This window comes from Streptomyces sp. NPDC002004 (assembly GCF_053593975.1).
The window spans coordinates 12687-35135 of sequence record NZ_JBSFDP010000005.1 but is presented as its reverse complement, the minus strand read 5'-3'; the positions used below and the strand labels follow the sequence as shown (position 1 = coordinate 35135).

The window sequence follows — 22449 nt, the reverse complement described above, 5'->3', positions numbered from 1 at the left end:
TGCCGGTCCGGCGCCGGTCGTATCTGCGTCGTTTCGACCGTTGTCGGACCGAGGACCTACTCTGTGCACCGTGACTTCGCCTGCCGCTTCGGACACCGCTCCGCCCCAGCTCAGCGCGGGGCCGCGGCCCGCCCCGGGCCCGGCCGCCGACGAGGGCCTGGCGCGGCGGCTGCGCGCGCTCGCCTGCACGGCGCCGCTGCACGACCTCGACGTGCGCAAGGCCAACCTCGCGGGCGAGTACTCGGTGTACGGAATGGCGGAGGTGGCGCTCTCCGCCATCGACCTCGTCACCCTCCACATGGACTTCGACACGGGCGCCGACCACGAGCAGATAGTGGCCCGGCTCGTACCGCGCATCGCCGCCCAGGCCCCGCAGCGCCCCACGGCCGAGCATGAGCGCGTCGCCCGCTGGGTGCTGGAAAACCTGGTCAACGTCGGCAGCGTCGACCGCGGCTTCCGTGCGGTTTACGGGACTTTCGCCCCGGACGGCACCTATGTCCGCCGTGACTACGACTTCAAGCTGATCGAGGAAGTGCCGGGTTACGGCGGCGGGGTCTATCTGCGGACCACCGACGAGGCCGTCAACGTCCTCGTGGGCGCCCTCGACACCGACGTCACGAGCGCCCAGATCGCCGCCGAGGTCAAGCTCGAGGTGCTGGTCAGCCGCGGCCGCCTCGCCGACGCCCAGCTCGCCGCCGAGCAGGCCCGCTACCGCACCGTGCAGTACTCCGAAACGCTGCGCAGGGCCCTGGACGCCACCCGGCGCAACGTACGCGCCGTCGACTGGCTGAACGCCGTACCGGACATGATCGCCGAGGCGCTCGACCATGTCGCCGACCGCTACCGCCACGAGAACGCGATCCTCACGAACATCCGCAAGGCCCGCGACGAGTCCGAGGACCCGGAGAACAAGCGCCGCGCCGCCGAGCTCGTCGACATCGTCAAGGACTGCATCCGCCGCCACACCCAGTTGCAGTCCCGGCTCCTCGAGGCCGGCCCGCTATTCCGTGCCGAGCAGGACCGGCAGGCGTTCGCCACGCCCACCGCGCGCGCCGGACTCGACCTGTACGGACAGCTCGTCGCCCCCGTGCTGCCCCTCCCCGCCGAACAGGCCACCCGGGTGACCGACGCCTTCTTCGCGCACGGCACCGGACTGCGCACGCCCGTGTCCGTCCGCGTCGCCGACCTCGTCGACATCCTGCTCACGCCGCCCGTCGAGCGCGAGCACCTCGGTGCGGAGATGCCCGAGCCCGATCTGATCGCGACCCCCGACGACAGCAGGTTCAGCGAGGAGCAGCTGGCGAGCGCCATGGAACTGCTCGACCTGCCCGCCGACGCACCGCGCCGGCTCTCCGGACTCCTCGCCGACGCCCGGCGCCGCGACCCGGAACTCCCGTACCTGGTGGCCCTGCTGGCCGTGCACGCGGCCAGCCCGCCCGTCGGCACGGCCTACCGCCAGGGCGAGGAGAAACTGCTCTTCGCCGTCGACGACGGAACCGACCTCGACGACCCGGAGTTCGGCGGCGCCGACCTCGTCGTCGGCACCGCCCTGCTGGACGCCGCCGGCATGGCCGCCGACCGGACGGAGGCGGCGTAGTGCAGGACGCCCCGTCCCCCGTGACCCAGCACCACCGCAGTGAGGAGCAGCAGCCGTGACCGAGCACCACGCAGAGCACGCCGCGTGGGGCGAGCCGGAGACCCCGACGGTGCCCCGCGCGTCGGCCGCCGTCACACCGGCCGACGCCGCCGACGCCGCGCGGCTCGTCGCCTTCGGACTGCAGCCCAAGCTCCAGCCCGCCCGGGACCAGGAGTACGCCGACCTGCTGCGCCGCTACCGCGAGTACCCGCCGTTCGCACGGCTCGCCGACGCAGTCGCCACCGGACTCGGCCTGATCGTCCTGGAGGTCTCCCCGCGCGCGGGCATGGCCGTGACCGCCGCCGAGGACTCCGTCTTCGCCGTCCGGATGGGCGACTACGCGCGTCGCGCATCCACCGACTCCGCCGACCGCTTCCTGCACGGACTCGCACATCTCGCCGTCGCCGCCCTCGCGTTCCCGCGCCCGGAGGACCTGGCCGACGACGGCTACATCGGCCGCGTCACCGTCAACGGCGTCGACGCGTTCGTCCGGCAGGCCTGCCGCCGCCTGGAGGAACGCGCCGCGCAGCAGGGCGAGAACACCGACCCGGCCACCGACGCCCCCGGACTCGAAGCGGCCTGGCGGATCTGGGCACGGCGCAGCTCCACCGGCGCCACCAAGGACGCGCGCCGGCTCGCCGGCTCCACCACGGGCATCGTCGGCAAGGCCGTCGCCTTCCTCACCGACTCCGGGTTCCTCCAGCGCACCGGCGACGACGCCGGAGGGACGTACCGCACCACCGCGCGCTACCAGCTCCAGGTCCGCGACATGGCCGGCAGTGCCGCCATGGCCGAACTGCTGGAACTCGGCGTCGTGCCCGTCACCGACGGCAGCGCGACGCTGCTGCCCGCCGAGGACACCGACGACCTGGAACTGGTGGCCGACTCCGGCCTGCCGTTCCACTCCTGACCGCCGCACCCCCTTTTCGCTCACGAAGTCACGAGAGTCCGCCGCCATGTACGAGCTGTCCCGGGTCCGCCTCTACTCCATCGGGCCTGCCGGTGCGCGCTACGCCGACACCGTGCTGGACCTGCGGGGTGTCGGCGGGCCCGTGCCCGACCCCGCGCCGACGCAGGCGGAGTTCTTCGAGGAGGAGCCCGTCGGGCCGCCGCGGCGCCCCGCGCCCGCGGGCGTGCTCTTCCTGGAGAACGGCGGCGGCAAGTCGGTGCTGCTCAAGCTGATCTTCTCGGTGATGCTGCCCGGCCACCGCAACACCCTGGGCGGCGCCAGCTCCGGTGTGCTGCGCAAGTTCCTGCTCGCCGACGACTGCGGGCACGTGGCACTGGAGTGGCAGCACACGCTCACCGGTGAGTGCGTCGTGGTCGGCAAGGCCAGCGAGTGGCGCGGACGGCAGGTCTCCAACGATCCCCGGAAGTTCGCGGAGGCCTGGTACTCCTTCCGGCCCGGACCCGGACTGAGCCTGGACAACCTCCCGGTCGCCGAGTCGACCGCCGTGCGTCCGCCCGTCGAGGGCGCCTCCGGTGCACAGGGCCGGCGCCGGACCATGAAGGGCTTCCGCGACGCGCTCACCGAGGCCGGGAAGACGTATCCGCACCTCGACGTGCACTGGGAGGACATCCACGAGCGCTGGACCGAGCACCTGGGCGAACTCGGTCTCGACCCCGAACTCTTCCGCTACCAGCGGGAGATGAACGCCGACGAGGGCGAGGCGGCCGGCCTCTTCGCCGTGAAGAAGGACTCCGACTTCACGGACCTGCTGCTGCGCGCGGTCACCGACACCCGGGACACCGACGGGCTCGCCGACCTCGTCGGCGGCTTCGGCAACAAGCTGGGCCGCCGCGCCGAACTCATCGCCGAACGCGACTTCACCGCGGGCTCCGTGGACCTGCTGGGCCGCATCGTCGAGGCCGCGGAGGCCCGTACCCGCGCCCGGGACATCCACGCCGGGGCCGAGCGGCGCACCCGCACCCTCGCGCGACGGCTGTCGGCGCGGGCCGTGCAGGAGCGCGGCCGGGCCGCCGACCTCGCCCAGCGTGTCACCGCCGCCGCCCACACCGTCACCGAGGCGGAGACGGCGCGCGAGCGCAGCGCCCTGGTCGCCGCCGAACTCGCCTACCGGCACGCCTCCCTGGCCCTCGCCGGAGCGGAGCGGGCGGCCGCCGCGCAGAAGCGGGAGCTCGCCGACGCGCGCACCCTGTACGCCGCCTGGCAAGCCGCCGAGACCGTCCTGCGGCACCGGGCCGCCGCCGACCGCTCCGCACGCGTGGCCGCCGCGATCCGTGAGGCCGAGCGGGACGCCGCACCGGCCCTCGCCGCCCGCGCCAAGGCCGCGGCCGACCTCGTCCGGGCGCTGCACGCCGCCGCCGAGGACGCCGAAGGACTCGCCAACGAGGGCGAGGAGCGGTCCGCCGCACTCCAGGAGGCCGGCGAGGCCGCCCACCGCGACGCGACCGCCGCCGCCACCGAGGCACAGCGCGCCCGCAGCGAATCGGTGCATCTGCGCCAGCGCCTCGGCGAGGTCGAGCAGGAGACCGCCGAGGCCGTCCGTGCGGGCTGGCTCGATGACTCCGCGCCCGACGCCGACCCCGCGCGCGCCGCGCTCGCCGCCAGCGACGCCGAGAAGACCGCCGTCGCCACCTGGGACACCGCGCGCGAGACGTCCCGCAGGGCCACCGAGACCGCCAGGGAGGCGGCGGCCGCCGAGTCCCGTGCCGAACTGACCGCCGCGCGCGCCGCGGACGCCGCCGAAGCGGCGCAGCGCGCCCACGACGCGGAGCGCCGCGCGGCCGAGGCCCTGGCGGGGGAGGAGCGCCTGGCCGAGCTGCTGGGTCTCGCCGGTGCCGTCGCCCCCGTGGCCGGCGTCCCGCACCCCCGCACCTCCTCCGGTGCGGCCGAAGGGACGGCCCCACCGCACCGCGACGATGCGCACCGGGAGGGCGGCGCGCTCGCCCCCGAAGACCTCGACCGCAACGCCGACGACGTCAAGCGGCTCCTCGACGACGCCGTCGCCTCGGCCGAGCGGCAGCTCTTCGAGCTGCGGACCGCCGCCGCGGACGACGCCCGCATCCTCGGCGCCCTGGGTGACGGCGGACTGCTCCCGCCCGGCCCCGACGTGCTGGCGACCGTCGAGTTCCTCGGCGAACACGGCATCCCGGCGCTGCCCGGCTGGCGCTACCTCGCGCAGGCCGTCGACCCCGCCGACCACGCGCGCGTACTGGCCGCACGCCCCGAACTGGTCGACGGCGTGATCATCACCGATCCCGACACCCACGCCCGCGCCCGCCAGGCGCTGAGCGAGGCCGCCCTGCTGCCCCGCTCCGCCGTCGCCGTCGGCACCGCCGCCGCCCTCCTCGCCCCGGCACCGGACCCCGGCACGGGCGAAGGTGACGCCGGAAACGTCTTCCTGGTCCCGCCGAACCCGGCCATGCACGACGAGCACGCCGCCGACGAGGAGCGGCAGGCGCTGCGCACCCGGACGGTGGAGCGGGACGAGGAGATCCGGGCGCTCGCCGCACGGCTCGCCAAGGACCGAGAGCTGGCAGCCCGCCTCGCCTCCTGGCGCGGCGGATGCCCCGCCGGGCGCCTCGCCGAGCTCGCCGAGGCGGCGCAGACGGCACGCGCGTTCGCCGACGAGGCCGAGGAGGAGCTGGCCGAGGCACGCACCGCACGCGCCGAGGCCGACGAGACCGCCGCCGACGCGGCACGGGTGCGCGACGAGCGGCAGGAGGCCGCACAGCGCGCCCGCCGAGCCGCCGATGCCCTCGCCGGGCTCGCCTTCCGGCTGCGCGAGCGCGCCGGATGGCAGGTCAAGCTGCGTGAACTCGCCGACGAGGCAGTCGAGTCGGAGGCCCGCGCCCAGGCCTGTCTGGAGCGCGCCCGCGCCGCAGACGAGGATCGCCGCGCCGCCCAGCGCGCCGCCGACGACGCCCGCCGCACCGCCCGTGCGCTGCGCGCCGAGCGCGCCGAGATCGCGGGTGCCCCCGACGACGTGCCGGAGGACGACACCCCCGAGGAGCCCCGGGCCTCCCTGCCGGCGCTCCGTGAGGCGTACCGGGCGGCGTCCCAGGTGTACGAGAAGGTGGGCGTCGGCGCGGACCTGCGGGCCGAACAGGCGCGGGCCGAGAGCGACGAGAGCGCCGCACTCGCCGAGCTGGACCGGCTCAGCAACAAGGTGCGCACCCGCGCGGCCCAGCTCCTCCAGTCCCCCGACGGGGCCGACGGCCCCTCCCGGCAGGCCGCCGCCGCGCGCGCCGAGGAACTGGTCCAGCTCCTGGAGACCCGTACCTCCACCGCGTCCGAACAGCTCGGCCGGCTCCGCGGCGAGGCCGAACGGCACGCGCCCGAGGACGGCGAGGAGCACACCGGGCTCCCGGAGGACCTGGTGCCCTCCGACACCGAACACGCCCAGACGCTGCTGCGCACCGCCACCGCCGAACTCGCCACCCGCACCGAGGCGTTGGGCCAGGCGCGGGAGGCCCACGCCGAGCTGCTCACCGCGCACCGCACCACCGAGGACGCCGCCGGCGGTTTCGACGAGACGGCCGCGCTGCTGCGGGACCTGCTGCGGGAACACCAGGACGCCGAGGGAGCCGAGGGCAGCGAGGAGCCCGAGGCCTACCCCGGCGGCATCGAGGAGGCGCGGGGCTCCGCGGCGGAGGCCCGCCGGTCCCTGCGCGGCTGCGCCGCCGACCTCTCCGCCGCGGAGGCCGCGGTCCGCGAGGCGAGCGACATCCTCGTCCGGCACGCCAACTCAACCCGCTACGAGCAGGTGCGCACACCCGCCCGTCAGCAGATCCGCGAACTGCCGGCCTCCGCACTTCCGGAGCATGCGCAGAAGTGGGCCGAGGCGTTCGCGCCCCGCCTGCGCGTCCTGACCGACGAGCTGGCGCAGCTGGAGCGCAACCGCGACTCGATCGTGGACCGGATGCGCGGACTGGTGGAGTCCGCGCTCGCCACGCTCCGCTCGGCACAGCGGCTGTCCCGGCTGCCCGAGGGTCTCGGCGAGTGGTCCGGGCAGGAGTTCCTGCGCATCCGCTTCGAGGAGCCGGACCAGGCGACCCTCACCGAACGGCTCGGCGAGGTCGTCGACGAGGCCACCCGCGCCGCCGTCCGGAAGAACTCCGACCTGCGCCGGGACGGTATGTCGCTGCTGCTGCGCGGGGTCGGCGCCGCACTCCAGCCGAAGGGCGTCTCCGTCGAGATCCTCAAGCCGGACGCGGTGCTGCGCGCCGAGCGCGTCCCCGTCGGGCAGATGGGCGACGTGTTCTCGGGCGGCCAGCTGCTGACCGCCGCCATCGCTCTGTACTGCACGATGGCCGCACTCCGCTCCAACGACCGCGGCCGCGACAAGCACCGCCACGCGGGCACCCTGTTCCTCGACAACCCCATCGGCCGCGCCAACGCCACGTATCTGCTGGAGCTCCAGCGTGCCGTGTCCGACGCGCTCGGTGTGCAGCTGCTGTACACGACGGGCCTGTTCGACACGACCGCACTAGCCGAGTTCCCGCTGGTCATTCGGCTGCGCAACGACGCCGACCTGCGGGCCGGGCTGAAGTACATCAGCGTGGAGGAACACCTGCGGCCGGGGCTCCCGCAGCAGGCCCCGGCCGGGGAGACGGTGCACGGCGAGATCACCGCTACGCGGATGTTCAAGCGTCCCCCGGCCCAGGGCGCCTGACGGTCCGCGCCGCCGGCGGCGGGGCGCGGCCTCCGTCCCGGCGCCGGCGGTCCCGGCGGATGTGTGCGGGGCCGGGCCGGTGGCACGGACCACGTACCCGGGGCGTTGGCGCGGACTACGTGTGCGACAACTGGTGCGACCGGCTCCGCCCGCGTATGTGCTCCTGCGTGCCGTCCGGTGCGGCCCGCTCCTGAGGGGTGGCCCGCCGCTCGCGGCGGGCCTGCCTGACCGTACTGCTGGGTGCCGACACGACCCCGTACCGCTGCTTCCACACCTGGCGGGTGATCCAGACGTCGAGCACGCTCCACGTCGCGACGACGGTGCAGCCCACGCTGCTCAGCACCATCGGGAAGGCCAGCCACGAGCCGGCGAGCGTGCAGAGGAACGCGATCATCGCCTGTATCAGTGTCACGGCCACGATGATCACGGCACGGACCGCGGCGGTCCGTACCGGATCGGGCATCCGGAACCGACGCGCGGGCTCCTCCACCCACAATGGCTTGTGGGGCACCGGGTGCTCCCGGTCCTCGACCCTGTCCATCACTGATTCACTCCCCACCGTCCTGCAACTGCTCGTCCGGTGCACCGGACAGGCGGCTCACCGCATCCGACTCCCTGTGGCTGCCCGGCTTCCGCCGCTTTACGCCGCCCGGAAGCCGCATGAGGTACATGTGGCCCCATCCCGCGCCCCATCCGGATCTCGACTCCCGTATGGATGGACGTACGAGTCGGGCGGAAGATTCCCGTTCGGCGAAGAATTCCGGCCAACTGGTCTCAACAGCCGGACGGATGGTGCCGCGTGTCAGGTGCAACCACCGGGGATGCAATCTCCCCCAATGAGTGGACAACTCGGGACCACGGTTTTGGGTCATGGCCCGAAAGCGTCCGGACACGTCTTCGAGTTGGTCCCACGTCAGTAGTAGGCTCACGCCGTTTGTTGACGCACGCGTGCACCCCCGGCCGCAGGGGGTCGAGCTGGGGGAGGCCATGCGCTTTCGCGGGAAGTCCATCCGCCGGAAGATCGTGGCGTTGCTACTGGTCCCGTTGGTGTCCCTGACCGCGATCTGGGGCTTCGCCACCGTGGTGACCGGCGAGGAGGCGAGACAGCTCTTCGGTGTGGCCCGGGTCGTCGACAAGTTCGGCTACCCCATCGAGGACACGATCCGCGCCGTCCAGCAGGAGCGCCGCCAGAGCCTCGTCTATCTGGCCGATCCGCGCGCCTCCGACGCACTGACCGCGCTCCGCCGCAGCCGCGCCGCCACCGACAGGCTCGTGGCGAAGGTCCGCGCGAACGCCGCGGACGCCGATCTCCGTGACGAGCTGACCGCGGACTCCGACAGCCGCCTCACCTCGATACTCGACGCCTTCGACGGCATGAAGTCGCTGCGCGGCGCCGTCGGCCGGCGCACCGTCAGCAGGGCCACCGCCCTGGACATGTACGACAGGCTGATCCAGCCCTGCTTCGGCTTCCAGTCGGCGCTCCACGGCCTCGACGACGCGGAGCTCGACAAGCAGGGCCGCGCCCTCGTCAGCGTCGGCCTCGCGCGTGAACTGCTGTCCCGCGAGGACGCGTTGATCGGCTCGACGCTCGTCGCCCATCGCATCACCAGGGCCGAGGTCCGGCAGGTCTCGGACCTGATCGCGCAGCGCACCATCCTGTACGACGTGAACCTGCCGCTCCTGCCCGAGGACGACCGCGGCCGCTACGAGCGCTACTGGCAGAGCCCGGACACCACACCGCTGCGGGACGCCGAGACGGCCATCACCGGCTCGGCCGCACGCCTTCCGGACGAGGTCACCGGCGCGAGCTGGAACCCCGCGGCGGGCAAGGTCCTCGACGACCTCGCGCGCCGCGACGAGGCGGCCACCGACCGGTACGAGCGCCGCGTCCAGCCCGTCGCGATGGGCGTCCTCCTGCGTGCGGCCGTCGCGGGTGTACTCGGTCTGGCCGCGCTCCTGTTCTCCTTGTTCCTGTCGGTGCGCATCGGCCGCAGCCTCGTGCGCGACCTGCGCCGTCTGCGTCTGGAGGCCCACGAGGCCTCCGGGGTCCGGCTGCCCGGTGTGATGCGCCGCCTCGCCGCCGGCGAACAGGTCGACGTGGAGACCGAGGTCCCCCGTCTCGAATACGGCGAGGACGAGATCGGACAGGTCGGGCAGGCCCTCAACACCCTGCAGCGGGCCGCCGTCGAGGCCACCGTCAAGCAGGCCGAACTCCGCCGGGGTGTATCCGAGGTGTTCGTGAACCTCGCCCGCCGCTCCCAGGTGCTGCTGCACAAGCAGCTCACCATGCTCGACAGCATGGAACGCAGGACCGAGGACACCGACGAACTCGCCGACCTGTTCCGGCTGGACCACCTCACCACCCGTATGCGGCGGCACGCCGAGGGCCTGGTGATTCTCTCCGGCGCCGCCCCGTCCCGACAGTGGCGCAAGCCCGTACAGCTCATGGACGTCGTCCGCGCCGCGGTCGCCGAGGTCGAGGACTACGAGCGCATCGAGGTGCGCAGGCTGCCGCGCCTGGCCATCACCGGTCCGGCCGTCGCCGACATCACCCACCTGGTCGCGGAACTCCTCGAGAACGCCACCGTGTTCTCGCCCCCGCACACGGCCGTGCAGGTACTCGGCGAGCGCGTCGCCAACGGCTTCACTCTGGAGATCCACGACCGCGGCCTCGGCATTCCGCCCGAAGCGCTCCTCGACGCCAACCTCCGTCTCGCCGAGACCCCCGAGTTCGAACTCTCCGACACCGACCGGCTCGGCCTCTTCGTGGTGAGCCGGCTCGCGCAGCGGCAGAACGTCCGTGTCTCCCTCCAGCCCTCGCCCTACGGCGGCACGACCGCAGTCGTCTTCATCCCGGACGCGCTCCTCACCGACGCCCCCGACACCGAGGGCGCCGGGTTCCGGCTCGACCGGCCGGGCCGCGACGCCGGGCAGCGCCCCGGCCGCGACACCTCCAGGGCCGCGCTCACCCAGGTGCCGGCACGGCTGCCGGGCCTGCCCGCCTCCGTCCTGGACGGACCGGTGGAGCTGGAGGCCCCGGTCGCCGCCGTCGACCTGGACGAGTTCCCGGGTGCCATCGACGACGAGGACAGCGAACGAGGTGGGCTCTTCCGCCCGCGTGGTTTCGCCGCGACACCCGGTGGTCAGCACCAGCAGGCCGCCGACGCGCAGGAGCCGCACGGACCCCCGGCACGGCCCGGTGCCGACGGTCCGGCGGACGGCCCCGTGCCGCTGCCGCGCCGCCGTACCCCGAAGCTGGTCAGTTCCCACGGCCGCCCGGTCTCCCACGGCGTCTCCCGGGAGAGGGACCCGGCCGACCGGGGCACGGAAGGGGCGAGTCCGCCCGAACCCGCGGAGCGCGGTCCGGGCCGTGCGCTCTCCGGCGGCACACCGGAGCCCGGCCGTCCCGGCGGCGGCACGCCGCCGGAACTGCCCAGGCGCCGACGCGGCCCGCGGCCTGCCGCCGAGACGGCGCCACCGGACGGCGAAGCGGCCGTTCGCACCACCGACGCAGGGACCGGCGGCCGGGGCGGTGACGACACGCTGGGTAGGGTCGGAGGGCTGCCCCGCCGGGTACGTCAGGCGAACCTCGCACCCCAGCTCAAGGCGGGCCCCGACCGGCGCACGGACCGCGAGGCCGGCCCGGGCACCGAGCTGTCCGGCCCGGTCGAGCGCGACGCCGACGAGGTACGCAGCCGGATGGCCTCGCTCCAGCGCGGCTGGCAGCGAGGCCGCGAGGAGAACGCCGCGGGCGACATCGCACCCGACGGCACAGCACCAGGAACGACATCTGAGGGGGACGGTCGATGACCGCACCGAACGCCACCGGCCACACCGCGACGCCCGGAGCAACCGGCGAGCTCAACTGGCTGCTGGACGAACTGGTGGAGCGTGTCGCCAGCATCCGCAAGGCGGTGGTGCTCTCCGGCGACGGCCTGCCCACCGGGGTGTCCAAGGACCTGACCCGGGAGGACGGCGAGCACCTCGCCGCCGTGGCTTCCGGCTTCCACAGCCTCGCCAAGGGCGTGGGCCGCCACTTCGAGGCGGGCAGCGTCCGCCAGACCGTGGTCGAGCTGGACGACGCCTTCCTGTTCGTCACGGCCGCCGGGGACGGCAGCTGCCTGGCCGTCCTGTCGGACGCCGACTCCGACGTCGGCCAGGTGGCGTACGAGATGACGCTGCTGGTCAAGCGAGTCGGCCCGCATCTGGCCACGGCACCACGCGCCGACGTGCCCGCAGGTGGGTAGTGGGATGGCATGAGAGCTGACGGTCTCGGGACACCCCACTGGTTCGACGACGACGCCGGACCGGTGGTGCGTCCGTACGCCATGACCCGCGGCCGCACCACGGCCGCGGGCCAGCACCGCCTCGACCTGATCGCCGTGGTCGTCACCGAACCCCGGGTCGGCGACCCGGAGGCGGACCAGACCCTGTCCCCGGAGCACGTCGACATCGTCGAACGCTGTCGCAGCACCCCCCAGTCCGTCGCCGAGCTCGCCGCCGAGCTGGACCTGCCGATCGGCGTGATACGCGTCCTCATAGGGGACCTGGTCGCCGACAGGCTGGTGCATGTCACCCGGCCCGTTCCGCCCGCCGAACTACCGGACGAGAGTATTCTGCGCGACGTGATCAATGGCCTCCGGGCACTCTGAGCAGTGCGGAAGCGGAGACAGACGTGACAGGCTGGCAATTCTGGGTCGACCGAGGCGGCACCTTCACCGATATCGTCGCGCGCCGCCCCGACGGCGGTCTGCTCACCCACAAGCTCCTCTCCGACCATCCCGCCCGGTACCGCGACGCCGCCGTCGCCGGCATCCGTGCGCTCCTCGGTGACTCCGCGGACACCGCCCGGATCGACGCCGTCCGGATGGGCACCACCGTCGCCACCAACGCCCTCCTGGAACGCAAGGGCGAACGCACCCTCCTCGTGATCACGCGCGGCTTCCGCGACGCCCTGCGCATCGCCTACCAGAACCGTCCCCGGATCTTCGCCCGCGAGATCGTCCTGCCCGAGCTGCTGTACGAGCGGGTCATCGAGGTCGACGAGCGCGTCACCGCCGACGGCGAGGTACTGCGCGGCCCCGACCTGGAGGCCCTCGCCGCGCCGCTGCGGCAGGCGTACGAGGACGGGATCCGCGCCGTCGCCGTCGTCTGCATGCACAGCCATCTGCACCCCGGGCACGAACGTGCCGTCGGTGAACTCGCCGCGCGCATCGGCTTCCCGCAGATCTCGCTCTCCAGCGAGGTCAGTCCGCTGATGAAACTGGTGCCCCGCGGCGACACCGCCGTCGTCGACGCCTATCTGTCACCCGTGCTGCGCCGGTATGTACGGCACATCGCCGACGAACTGTCCGGTGTCCGGCTGATGTTCATGCAGTCCAACGGTGGCCTCGCCGAAGCCGGACAGTTCCGCGGCAAGGACGCTGTCCTGTCCGGCCCGGCCGGCGGCATCGTCGGCATGGCCCGGATGTCGCAGCTCGCCGGATTCGACCGGGTCATCGGCTTCGACATGGGCGGCACCTCCACGGACGTCTCCCACTTCGCCGGCGCGTACGAGCGGGTCTTCACCACGCAGATCGCCGGAGTCCGGCTGCGGGCACCGATGCTGGACATCCACACCGTCGCCGCGGGCGGCGGATCCGTCCTGCACTTCGACGGCAGCCGCTACCGCGTCGGCCCCGACTCCGCGGGAGCCGACCCCGGACCCGCCTGCTACCGGGGCGGCGGCCCGCTCACGGTCACCGACGCCAATGTCGCCCTCGGCCGCATCCAACCCGCCCACTTCCCGCGGGTCTTCGGCCCCGACGGAGACCAGCCGATCGACGACGCGCTCGTCCGCGAACGGTTCACCGCCCTCGCCGAGGAGATCCGCGAGCACACCGGCGACGACCGCAGCCCTGAGCAGGTCGCCGAGGGTTATCTGCGGATCGCCGTGGCCAACATCGCCAACGCGGTCAAGCGGATCTCCGTGCAGCAGGGCCACGACGTCACCCGCTACGCCCTCACCACCTTTGGCGGCGCCGGCGGACAGCACGCCTGCCAGGTCGCCGACTCGCTCGGCATCCGTACCGTGCTCGTGCCGCCCATGGCCGGCGTGCTCTCCGCTCTCGGCATCGGCCTCGCCGACACGACCGCCATGCGCGAACAGTCCGTCGAGGCCGCCCTCGAGCCCTCCGCCATGCCCCACGTCCTCAAGACCGCGGAGGACCTGGAGAGCGCCGCCCGCGAGGAACTCCTCGCCGAGGACGTCCCCGTCGACCGTATCCGCGTCACCCGCCGCGCCCAGCTCCGCTACGACGGCACCGACACGGCCCTCACCGTCGAACTCGCCGAACCGGCCGCGATGATCCGCACCTTCGAGGACCGCCATCGCGCCACCTACTCCTTCACCCTCGACAGGCCCGTCGTCGTCGAAGCCCTCTCCGTCGAAGCCACCGGACTCACCGATCCCCCCGATCTGTCCGCACTCGCCGAGCACTCCACCACCCCCGCCCCCGCACGCAGTGCCCGCCTCCACACCGGCGGCTCCTGGCGCGACGTACCCCTGCACCACCGCGAGGAACTGCCCCCGGGCGAGACCGTCACCGGCCCCGCGATCATCACCGAGGCCGGCGCCACCACGGTCGTCGACGACGGCTGGCAGGCCGCCGTGAACCCCGACGGCCATCTGGTCATGGAACGGGTGGCGGCGCCGGAGGGTTCCGCGGCCGGGACGGAAGCCGACCCCGTGCTCCTCGAGGTCTTCAACAACCTCTTCATGTCCATCGCCGAACAGATGGGCGCCCGCCTGGAGTCCACGGCCCAGTCCGTGAACATCAAGGAGCGGCTCGACTTCTCCTGCGCCCTCTTCGACCCCGAGGGCAACCTCGTCGCCAACGCCCCCCACATCCCGGTCCACCTCGGATCGATGGGCACCAGCGTCAAGGAGGTCATCCGGCGCCGCGGGACTGCCATGCGCCCCGGCGACGCCTATGCCGTCAACGACCCGTACCACGGCGGCACCCACCTGCCCGACGTCACCGTCGTCACACCCGTGTTCGACGCGGCGGGGGAGCGGGTCCTCTTCCACGTCGCCTCCCGCGGCCACCACGCCGAGATCGGCGGCATCCAGCCCGGCTCCATGCCCGCGCACAGCCGCACCATCGACGAGGAGGGCATCCTCTTCGACAACTGGCTCCTCGCCGAGGGCGGCCGCCTCCGCGAGGACGAGACCCTGCGGCTGCTCTCCGACGCTCCCCATCCCTCGCGCAGCCCCCGCACCAACCTCGCCGACCTGCGCGCCCAGATCGCCGCCAATCAGAAGGGCGTCGACGAAGTCGCCCGTATGATCGACGACTTCGGTCTCGACGTGGTCCAGGCCTATATGAAGCACGTCCAGGACAACGCCGAGGAGGCGGTGCGCCGCGTCGTCGACACCCTCGACGACGGCCACTACGCCTACGAGACCGACGCAGGGGCCGTCATCCGTGTCCGCGTCACCGCGGACCGCCCCGGCCGCCGCGCCACCATCGACTTCACCGGTACGTCGCCCCAGCTCGCCACCAACTTCAACGCGCCCTCCTCCGTGGTCAACGCCGCCGTCCTGTATGTGTTCAGGACCCTCGTCGCCGACGACATCCCCCTCAACGACGGCTGTCTGCGCCCACTGGACATCGTCGTGCCGCCCGGTTCCATGCTCGCCCCCGAACCGCCCGCCGCGGTCGTCGCCGGCAATGTGGAGACCTCACAGTCGATCACGGGTGCCCTGTACGCGGCCCTGGGCGTGCAGGCCGAGGGCTCCGGCACCATGAACAACGTCACCTTCGGCAACGAACGGCACCAGTACTACGAGACCGTCGCCTCGGGCTCCGGCGCCGGCGACGGGTTCGACGGCGCGTCCGTCGTCCAGACCCATATGACGAACTCGAGGCTCACCGACCCCGAGGTCCTGGAGTGGCGGCTGCCCGTGCTGCTGGAGGAGTTCGCGGTGCGGCGGGGGAGCGGCGGCGCCGGGCGCCGGCGCGGAGGCGACGGGGCGGTGCGCCGCATCCGGTTCCGTGAGGCCATGACCGTGTCCACACTCTCCCAGCACCGCCGGGTGCCCCCGTACGGTATGGCGGGAGGCGAGCCGGGCGCACTCGGCGCCAACCGCGTCGAGCGCGCCGACGGCACGGTCCTGCGACTGCGGGGCAGCGACACAGCGGAGGTCGGCCCCGGCGACGTACTGGTCATCGAAACCCCCGGCGGCGGCGGATACGGTCCACCGGCGCACGAGCACACCGAGGCAGGAGAAGAGACCGATGATCCTGGGGCGTTCTGAGCGCGCCACGGCTCCCGTCGAGCCCGTCACGCTCAAGATCCTCGTGGCCGGCGGATTCGGCGTGGGCAAGACGACCCTCGTCGGCGCGGTCAGCGAGATCAGACCGCTGCGCACGGAGGAGCAGCTCAGCGAGGCGGGCCGCCCGGTCGACGACACCAGCGGCGTCGAGGGCAAACACACCACCACGGTGGCGATGGACTTCGGCCGGATCACCCTCAGGGAGGATCTGGTGCTGTACCTCTTCGGCACGCCCGGTCAGGACCGCTTCTGGTTCCTGTGGGACGAGCTCGCCACGGGCGCGCTCGGAGCGGTCGTGCTGGCCGACACGCGCCGTCTGGAGGACTGCTTCGCGGCCGTGGACTACTTCGAGCGCCGCTCCATACCCTTCGTGGTCGGCGTCAACTGTTTCGAGGGAGCCTCGCGCTACCCGGCCGATTCGGTGCGCCGCGCACTGGACCTGGATGCCGAGGTCCCGGTGGTGCTGTGCGACGCGCGCGACCGGCAGTCCGTCAAGGAAGTCCTCATCAAGGTCGTGGAGCACGCGATGACGCTCGGCGCGGCCGCCCGCGAGCCGGCCGCCACCTGACGTAGCCCCGTACGCGCACATGCGGCCCGGACCGGGCGACCGGGACACGGGCCGCACTCCCGCGCGCGGGCGGCCTCGCAGGACGCCCGCACGCTTCGCCGATGCGGGGCGTCAGCCCGTACCCTCCTCCTGCCAGCCGAAGCTCTTCTCCACGGCCTTGCGCCAGTTGCGGTACTCCCTGTCACGCACCTGCGGTTCCATGGCCGGGACCCATTCGGCGTCCTTCTGCCAGTGCGCCTTCAGCTCGTCCAGGCCGTTCCACACGCCCGTGGCGAGACCGGCCGCGTAGGCGGCGCCCAGGCATGTCGTCTCGGACACCCGGGGTCGGATCACGGGTACTCCGAGGACATCCGCCTGGTGCTGCATCAGAAGGTTGTTCCTGGTCATGCCGCCGTCCACCTTCAGGGTGGTGATCTGCACCCCGGAGTCCTGGTACATGGCGTCGACGACCTCGCGGGTCTGCCAGCTCGTGGCCTCCAGCACCGCACGGGCCAGATGCGCCTTGGTGACGTACCGGGTCAGACCCGTGACGACGCCGCGCGCGTCCGAGCGCCAGTACGGCGCGAACAGACCGGAGAACGCCGGCACGATGTACGCGCCGCCGTTGTCGTCGACGCTCGCCGCCAGCGGTTCGATCTCATCGGCGCTGCGGATGATGCCGAGCTGATCGCGGAACCACTGCACCAGTGCTCCGGTGATAGCGATCGACCCCTCGAGGCAGTAGACGGGTGCCTCGCCGCCGATCTTGTACCCCATGGTGGTGAGCAGGCCGTTCTTCGAGGGCACGGGCCGGCTGCCGGTGTTGAGCAGCAGGAAGCTGCCGGTGCCGTAGGTGTTCTTGGCGGTGCCGGTGTCGTAGCAGGCCTGGCCGAAGATGGCCGCCTGCTGGTCGCCCAGCGCGGAGGCGACCGGGACGCCCGCGAGCTGACCGACCGCCGTTCCGTACACCTCGGCCGAGGACCGGATCTCCGGCAGCACCGCCTCCGGCACGTTCATCGCCGACAGGATCGACGTGTCCCACTGGAGGGTCTCCAGGTTCATCAGCATGGTCCGGCTCGCGTTGGTCACGTCCGTGACGTGGACCCCGCCGTCCGTGCCGCCGGTGAGGTTCCAGATCAGCCACGAGTCGATGGTGCCGAAGGCGATGTCGCCGCGCTCGGCGCGGGCCCGCAGCCCGGGCACGTTGTCGAGCAGCCATGCGGCCTTGGGGCCGGAGAAGTAGCTCGCCAGTGGCAGCCCGGTCTGGTCGCGGAAACGGTCCTGCCCGTCGGAGCCGCCCAGTTCGTTGCAGAGCGGGGCGGTCCGTGTGTCCTGCCACACGATCGCGTTGTGCACGGGCTTGCCGGTGGCGCGGTCCCACAGGACCGTCGTCTCGCGCTGGTTGGTGATGCCCAGCGCGCTCACCTGGTCCGCGCGCAGACCGGCCTTGGCGATCGCCCCGGCGACCACGGCCTGCACCTTGGACCAGATCTCGGTGGCGTCGTGCTCGACCCAGCCGGGCCTGGGGAAGATCTGGCGGTGTTCCCGCTGGTCGACGGCGACGATCGCGCCGTTCCGGTCGAAGATGATGCAGCGGCTGGAGGTGGTGCCCTGGTCGATGGCGGCGACATACTGCGCGGAGTTGCCGGGCATAACTACCCCTTCGTCGGATGCTGCGGTCAGAACGCTGCGTTGTAGATGACCCCCGCGAGAGCCCCGCCGATCAGCGGCCCGACGACCGGGATCCAGGCGTAGCTCCAGTCGGACGTGCCTTTGTGGGGGATCGGAAGGAACGTGTGCACGATGCGCGGACCGAGGTCACGGGCCGGGTTGATGGCGTATCCGGTGGGCCCGCCCAGCGACAGGCCGATCCCGACGACCAGCAGGGAGACGATCAGCACGGTGGTTCCGGACTCGCCCAGGCCCTTGGTGAGCCCGAAGGCGAGGATGGGCAGCACCAGGGAGATCGTCGCGATGACCTCGGTGAGGAGGTTCGCCACCGGGTTCCTGATCTCGGGGATCGTGGAGAAGACGCCGAGCGTGGGGGTCCGCGCGTCGTCGTCGGCGTTGGCCTGGAACTGCGCGAAATACACGAGGTACGCCAGTACGGCGCCGAGCATCGCGCCCACCATCTGACCGAGCAGATACACCCAGACCTTGTCCCACTTGCCGGTGTCGACGGCGATGCCGATCGTGACGGCCGGGTTGAGCTGACCACCCGAGAGCGGAGCGGCGGTGTAGGCGCCGGCCAGCACGCCGAAACCCCATCCGAATGCGATGACGACCCACCCGGCGGCCTTGGCCTTCGAGTGTTTGAGTGTGACGGCGGCGCAGACGCCGGCGCCGAACAGGATCAGGATCCCGGTGCCGATGACCTCACCGAGGAATATGTCTCCGTTGCTCATGGCGGCTCCTAGGCCCTCGCCCGGGGCGGTGCGCCCCGGTCCTCCGTGCAGGGTGCGTTTCCCATGGCTGGTACTGGCAACTTCGGCCGGAGGCAGGGGAGTCCCGCGCCCCGCCCGGCGTCCGTGACGTGTGTGCCGTGGCAGCCGAATCGCCCTGATCGCCCGTGGGGGGACGGCCCTGTTCCTTGAGCCCGGCAGGGAGCCTGATGGCCGGGCAGGGCCCTGCGTGGCGCGCTGTGCCGGAGTGCGGCGATGCCGACTGACACCCGGAAGTGTTCACCGGCGGTGTGGGAGCGTCAAGGTCGCGGACGACAACGTTTGCCCGGCGGCGGAGCCTCCGGTACCGGTTCGGCCAGGGCCCGCGCGTCCGGCCCGATCGGCGGGACGCCCCCTGGCCCCAGGGGGCGTCCCGCGTCCGTCAGCGCGCCCCTGCCGCGGCGGCGCCCGCCCCGCGACGCACCTCGTGGCCGGGCAGCCCGGCCCGGCCCAGTACCCAACTCGCCCCCTGCAGCGACTTGGCGGCCTGCTTCAGCGGCGCCAGACATGCGGCGGCCTGGCGGTGGTCGGCGACGGTGCCGGGTGCACACAGCACGGTCGCGAGCGACAGCGTGACGGGACGACCGCCCGCCGACCACGGGGCGTCGAGCACCGCGGACGCCACCGGGTCGACTCCGCCCGGCTCGGCGAGCACCAGGAAGTCGTCGCCGCCGATATGGCCCACCCGGGTGCCCCCGCCCGCCGCCCGCTGCAGTGTTCTGCCCACCGCTCGGATCAGCTCGTCGCCCGCCGCAAAACCGGCGCTGTCGTTCACCTGCTTGAATCCGTCGACGTCCAGCCAGCTCAGCGCGAACGTCCGGCCGTCCGCGATCCGCCGGTCCACCTCGCCGGTGATCGCGTCCGAACCGGGCAGCCGGGTCAGCGGATTGAGTCCGGCCGCCTCCTCCACCCGGTTCTCGGCCAGGGCTCGTACGAGATCGGCCAGCCGCACCACGCCGATGCAGCGGCCGAGCCGGTCCACGACCGCGACGTCGTCCGCGGTCCGGCTGTGCTCGCCGTCCGCCACCACGTCCAGGACCTCCCACGCGGTCGCGTCGATGCCGACGGTGCGGGGCTCGTCACCGAGGCGGGCGGCCGGGCGGTCGGCGTAGAGCGCGTGCCCGTAGCGGCCCGAGAGGGACAGCAGGAAGCGGTCGCGGTGCACGGAGCGCACGGGCACGCCGTGCACGTCGACCAGCAGTACCCCGGAGACGTCGGGCGATCCGGTGAGCAGTGCCCGCACCTGCCCGGCGGAGGCCGTGGCCGCCAGCACCGCGGCGGGCCGCAGGAACTCCCGTACCGCGGGCCCGGTCGCCGGCGGGCCCTGGGGCGCGGGGCAGAGCGGCGGAACGTACACCTCCGTCGTGGGCAGTCGCGAGGGCGGTGCGAGCAGGTCGCCCTGCGCCAACTGTGCACCCGCGGCGTGCGCGGCGGCGCACTGGGACTCGGTCTCCACGCCCTCCACGGCCAGCAGCGCGCCGAGCTCGTCGCACAGCATGCGCATGGCGCGGACCGCGGCGGTGCGCCGCAGCAGCGACGCGTCGAGCTTGACCATGTCGGGCGCGAGGTCGACGAGCAGGCGCAGGGGCGCGTCTCCGTCCCCGACACCGTCCGCGCAGATCCGGAAGCCCTCGCTCCGTACTGCCTCGACGGCATCGAGCAGCGCCCGCTGCGGCACATGTGTGAACGGGGGCCCGAGATCGACCGTCACTTCCCAGGGCCTGCGGCCCGCATCGTGCACGGCCTCCCGCAGCGCACCGAGCCCGCCCAGATCGGCGACGGTCGCCGCGAACACGTTCACGTGCAGCGGCAACAGAGCTTCCTTGCGGGCGGCGGCGCCGATCGCGAGCGCGGCGAGACGCCCGTCGAGCTCCGGGTCGCGGCGCGCCTGCGCCAGGATGTCGCCGGCCTCCGGGCGCGCGAGTATCTCCAGCGCCGTCACCGCTCCGGTGGTCAGGTTGACGACCGGCTGGAAGGCGAAGCGGAGAGCGTCCTGCCAGGAGAGCACGGGAGCATGATGGCGTCCTCGCCGTGGGCGTTGGGCCAGTTCACGAGCTGTTCACGCAGCGTTCCGAGCCATCACGCAGGGTGGGAGGGCCCTGGTCGGAGCGGCGGCCGAGCCCGTCAGCGCAGTGCGATCACGGAGGAACCGTGCCCGAACAGGCCCTGGTTCGCCGTGATCCCCACGCGTGCTCCGGGGATCTGACGGTCACCCGCCGTCCCCCGCAGCTGCCATGTCAGCTCGCACACCTGGGCGATGGCCTGCGCGGGGACCGCCTCCCCGAAGGAGGCGAGTCCGCCGCTGGCGTTCACCGGTATGCGTCCGCCGGGGGCGGTCGCGCCCTCCCGCAGCAGTTTCGCCGCCTCGCCCTCGCCGCACAGCCCCAGGTCCTCGTACCACTGCAACTCCAGTGCCGTGGACAGGTCGTACACCTCGGCGAGCGACAGGTCCTCGGGGCCGACGCCCGCCTCTTCGTATGCAGCGCGTGCGATGGACGCACGGAACGTCTCCGGAGCGGGGTGCACCGAGACTGCCGAATCCGTCGCGATGTCCGGCAGATCCAGCACCGTGTTCGGGTACCGGGGCGTCACCGTGGACACGGCCCGTATGCGCACCGGGTCCACTGCGCCGTGCCGCCGCGCGTACTCCATGCCGCTGAGGACGAGGGCGGCGGCGCCGTCGGAGGTCGCGCAGATCTCGAGCAGCCGCAGCGGATCGGCGACCACGGCGGAGGCTGCGACCTCCTCGACGGTCACCGGCTTGCGATAGCGGGCGTACGGATTGAGCGCCCCCACGGCGGAGTTCTTCACCTTGACCTGTGCGAAGTCCTCCGTCGTGTCGCCGTGCACGGCCATCCTGCGGCGCGCGTACAGACCGAAGTACGTCGGGTTCGTCGCCCCGAGCACCCGGAAGCGCAGCCAGTCCGGGTCGTCCGGCCGGTCCCCGCCGGCCGGCCGGAAGAACCCCTTCGGCGCCGCGTCCGCGCCGACCACCAGCACCACGTCCGCCAGCCCCGAAAGGATCTGGGCACGCGCGGTGTTGAGGGCCTGGGCGCCCGAGGCGCACGCCGCGTACACGCTCGCCACACGGGCCCCCTGCCAGCCCAGCGCCTTCGCGAACGTCGCCCCCGCCACGTATCCCGGGTAGCCGCCGCGCACCGTGTCGGCGCCGACGACCGAGTCGACGTCGCGCCAGTCGATCCCGGCGTCGGCGAGCGCCGCACGCGCCGCCGCCGTGCCGTACTCCACGAAGCTGCGCCCCCACTTGCCCCAGGGGTGCATGCCCGCTCCGAGCACCGCCACGTCGCCGGTCATGCCGTCACCCCCGTCGGCCGCCAGTACCAGGTCGTCCAGGTCGTCTCCGCGTCCTCGTGGAGCACGCCGGGGACGGCCACGACCTCCATGCCCACCGCCAGGTCGTCGACGGTGACCCCGGGAGGCGCCTGGCCCAGTACCACCATCCGCTCGGCCAGAAGCTCCGCAGCGATCAACGCCCGGGGCTGCCAGTCGAGTTCCCGGTCCGAGACATAGGGCTCGGGCGGCCGGTAGCGGCCGTCCGTGTACGACCAGATCCGGCCGTGCCGGGACAGCGGCACCTCCACCAGGTCCTCGCCGTGGCAGGAAGGGTTGCGGCAGAAGGTCTCCGCGCGCGGGAAGAAGACCGAGCCGCACTGTGCGCATCGCGTGCCCAGCAGCCGGAAGGCATCGCCGTCCCCCCTGAACCAGCCGTCCACGACCGGCGTCTGCGTGTGCGACACGGTTCCTCCCCGGAGCCACTATCTGACGAGACGTCAGAAGTCTGCCACGGGCCGTCCGATTTCGGCAGGGGCACTCCCTCCGTTCGGCGCAGGCAGGGTGCCGGTGCGTCG

Annotated in this window: 14 protein-coding genes; 8 read left to right on the top strand and 6 right to left on the bottom strand. The window is 72.9% G+C overall.

What is annotated here, in order from left to right; genetic code table 11:
* Positions 1-70 precede the first annotated feature (70 nt).
* The 3 genes from ACWCP6_RS10450 to ACWCP6_RS10440 are packed head-to-tail and all read left to right on the top strand — an operon-like array spanning position 71 to position 7275.
* Positions 71-1597, top strand: coding sequence for a hypothetical protein (locus ACWCP6_RS10450; RefSeq protein ID WP_450931977.1), 1527 nt, complete (start codon positions 71-73; stop codon positions 1595-1597).
* A 55-nt stretch (positions 1598-1652) separates the two neighbouring features.
* Positions 1653-2546, top strand: coding sequence for a hypothetical protein (locus tag ACWCP6_RS10445; protein WP_450931976.1), 894 nt, complete (start codon positions 1653-1655; stop codon positions 2544-2546).
* 46 nt (positions 2547-2592) lie between these two features.
* Positions 2593-7275 carry a hypothetical protein gene (locus tag ACWCP6_RS10440; RefSeq protein WP_450931975.1) on the top strand — a complete coding sequence of 1561 codons (4683 nt, stop codon included), beginning with the start codon at positions 2593-2595 and terminating at the stop codon, positions 7273-7275.
* 115 nt (positions 7276-7390) lie between these two features.
* On the opposite strand, the gene ACWCP6_RS10435 is transcribed toward ACWCP6_RS10440, so the two are convergent.
* Positions 7391-7816 carry a hypothetical protein gene (locus tag ACWCP6_RS10435; protein WP_450931974.1) on the bottom strand — a complete coding sequence of 142 codons (426 nt, stop codon included), beginning with the start codon at positions 7814-7816 and terminating at the stop codon, positions 7391-7393.
* Positions 7817-8262: 446 nt separating this feature from the next.
* On the opposite strand from ACWCP6_RS10435, the gene ACWCP6_RS10430 reads away from it, so the two are divergent.
* From ACWCP6_RS10430 to ACWCP6_RS10410, 5 genes are read left to right on the top strand one after another with little or no spacing between them, the layout of a single operon-like run.
* Complete coding sequence (locus ACWCP6_RS10430) at positions 8263-11085, top strand: sensor histidine kinase (RefSeq protein ID WP_450931973.1); 2823 nt, start codon at positions 8263-8265, stop codon at positions 11083-11085.
* Positions 11082-11522 carry a roadblock/LC7 domain-containing protein gene (locus ACWCP6_RS10425; RefSeq protein ID WP_450931972.1) on the top strand — a complete coding sequence of 147 codons (441 nt, stop codon included), beginning with the start codon at positions 11082-11084 and terminating at the stop codon, positions 11520-11522. Before ACWCP6_RS10430 ends, ACWCP6_RS10425 begins: the two co-directional genes overlap by 4 nt.
* A 9-nt stretch (positions 11523-11531) precedes the next feature.
* Positions 11532-11927 carry a DUF742 domain-containing protein gene (locus ACWCP6_RS10420; RefSeq protein ID WP_450931971.1) on the top strand — a complete coding sequence of 132 codons (396 nt, stop codon included), beginning with the start codon at positions 11532-11534 and terminating at the stop codon, positions 11925-11927.
* A 23-nt stretch (positions 11928-11950) separates the two neighbouring features.
* On the top strand, positions 11951-15574 hold the full coding sequence (locus tag ACWCP6_RS10415) for a hydantoinase B/oxoprolinase family protein (RefSeq protein WP_450931970.1): 3624 nt from the start codon (positions 11951-11953) through the stop codon (positions 15572-15574).
* Positions 15555-16160 (top strand): GTP-binding protein, encoded by a 606-nt coding sequence (locus ACWCP6_RS10410; protein ID WP_450931969.1) that lies wholly within the window; start codon positions 15555-15557, stop codon positions 16158-16160. The genes ACWCP6_RS10415 and ACWCP6_RS10410 overlap by 20 nt, the downstream gene beginning before the upstream one ends.
* 111 nt (positions 16161-16271) lie before the next feature.
* Here ACWCP6_RS10410 and glpK read toward each other — a convergent pair whose 3' ends face one another.
* The 5 genes from glpK to ACWCP6_RS10385 all read right to left on the bottom strand — a co-directional run bounded on the left by glpK (position 16272) and on the right by ACWCP6_RS10385 (position 22338).
* Positions 16272-17792: a glycerol kinase GlpK gene (gene glpK / locus ACWCP6_RS10405; RefSeq protein WP_450931968.1), complete on the bottom strand. Its 1521-nt coding sequence runs from the start codon at positions 17790-17792 to the stop codon at positions 16272-16274.
* Positions 17793-17818: 26 nt separating this feature from the next.
* Complete coding sequence (locus tag ACWCP6_RS10400) at positions 17819-18544, bottom strand: MIP/aquaporin family protein (RefSeq protein ID WP_450931967.1); 726 nt, start codon at positions 18542-18544, stop codon at positions 17819-17821.
* Between the two features lie 418 nt (positions 18545-18962).
* Positions 18963-20588 carry an EAL domain-containing protein gene (locus ACWCP6_RS10395; RefSeq protein ID WP_450931966.1) on the bottom strand — a complete coding sequence of 542 codons (1626 nt, stop codon included), beginning with the start codon at positions 20586-20588 and terminating at the stop codon, positions 18963-18965.
* A gap of 116 nt (positions 20589-20704) precedes the next feature.
* Complete coding sequence (locus ACWCP6_RS10390) at positions 20705-21895, bottom strand: lipid-transfer protein (protein ID WP_450931965.1); 1191 nt, start codon at positions 21893-21895, stop codon at positions 20705-20707.
* On the bottom strand, positions 21892-22338 hold the full coding sequence (locus ACWCP6_RS10385) for a Zn-ribbon domain-containing OB-fold protein (protein WP_450931964.1): 447 nt from the start codon (positions 22336-22338) through the stop codon (positions 21892-21894). The genes ACWCP6_RS10390 and ACWCP6_RS10385 overlap by 4 nt, the downstream gene beginning before the upstream one ends.
* Positions 22339-22449 lie beyond the last annotated feature (111 nt).

Coding starts and splice junctions, on each gene's coding strand:
- ACWCP6_RS10440 (WP_450931975.1), top strand. CDS start 2,593: ATGTACGAGCTGTCCCGGGTCCGCCTCTACTCCATCGGGCCTGCCGGT.
- ACWCP6_RS10435 (WP_450931974.1), bottom strand. CDS start 7,816: ATGGACAGGGTCGAGGACCGGGAGCACCCGGTGCCCCACAAGCCATTG.
- ACWCP6_RS10420 (WP_450931971.1), top strand. CDS start 11,532: ATGAGAGCTGACGGTCTCGGGACACCCCACTGGTTCGACGACGACGCC.
- glpK (WP_450931968.1), bottom strand. CDS start 17,792: ATGCCCGGCAACTCCGCGCAGTATGTCGCCGCCATCGACCAGGGCACC.
- ACWCP6_RS10425 (WP_450931972.1), top strand. CDS start 11,082: ATGACCGCACCGAACGCCACCGGCCACACCGCGACGCCCGGAGCAACC.
- ACWCP6_RS10400 (WP_450931967.1), bottom strand. CDS start 18,544: ATGAGCAACGGAGACATATTCCTCGGTGAGGTCATCGGCACCGGGATC.
- ACWCP6_RS10410 (WP_450931969.1), top strand. CDS start 15,555: ATGATCCTGGGGCGTTCTGAGCGCGCCACGGCTCCCGTCGAGCCCGTC.
- ACWCP6_RS10430 (WP_450931973.1), top strand. CDS start 8,263: ATGCGCTTTCGCGGGAAGTCCATCCGCCGGAAGATCGTGGCGTTGCTA.
- ACWCP6_RS10390 (WP_450931965.1), bottom strand. CDS start 21,895: ATGACCGGCGACGTGGCGGTGCTCGGAGCGGGCATGCACCCCTGGGGC.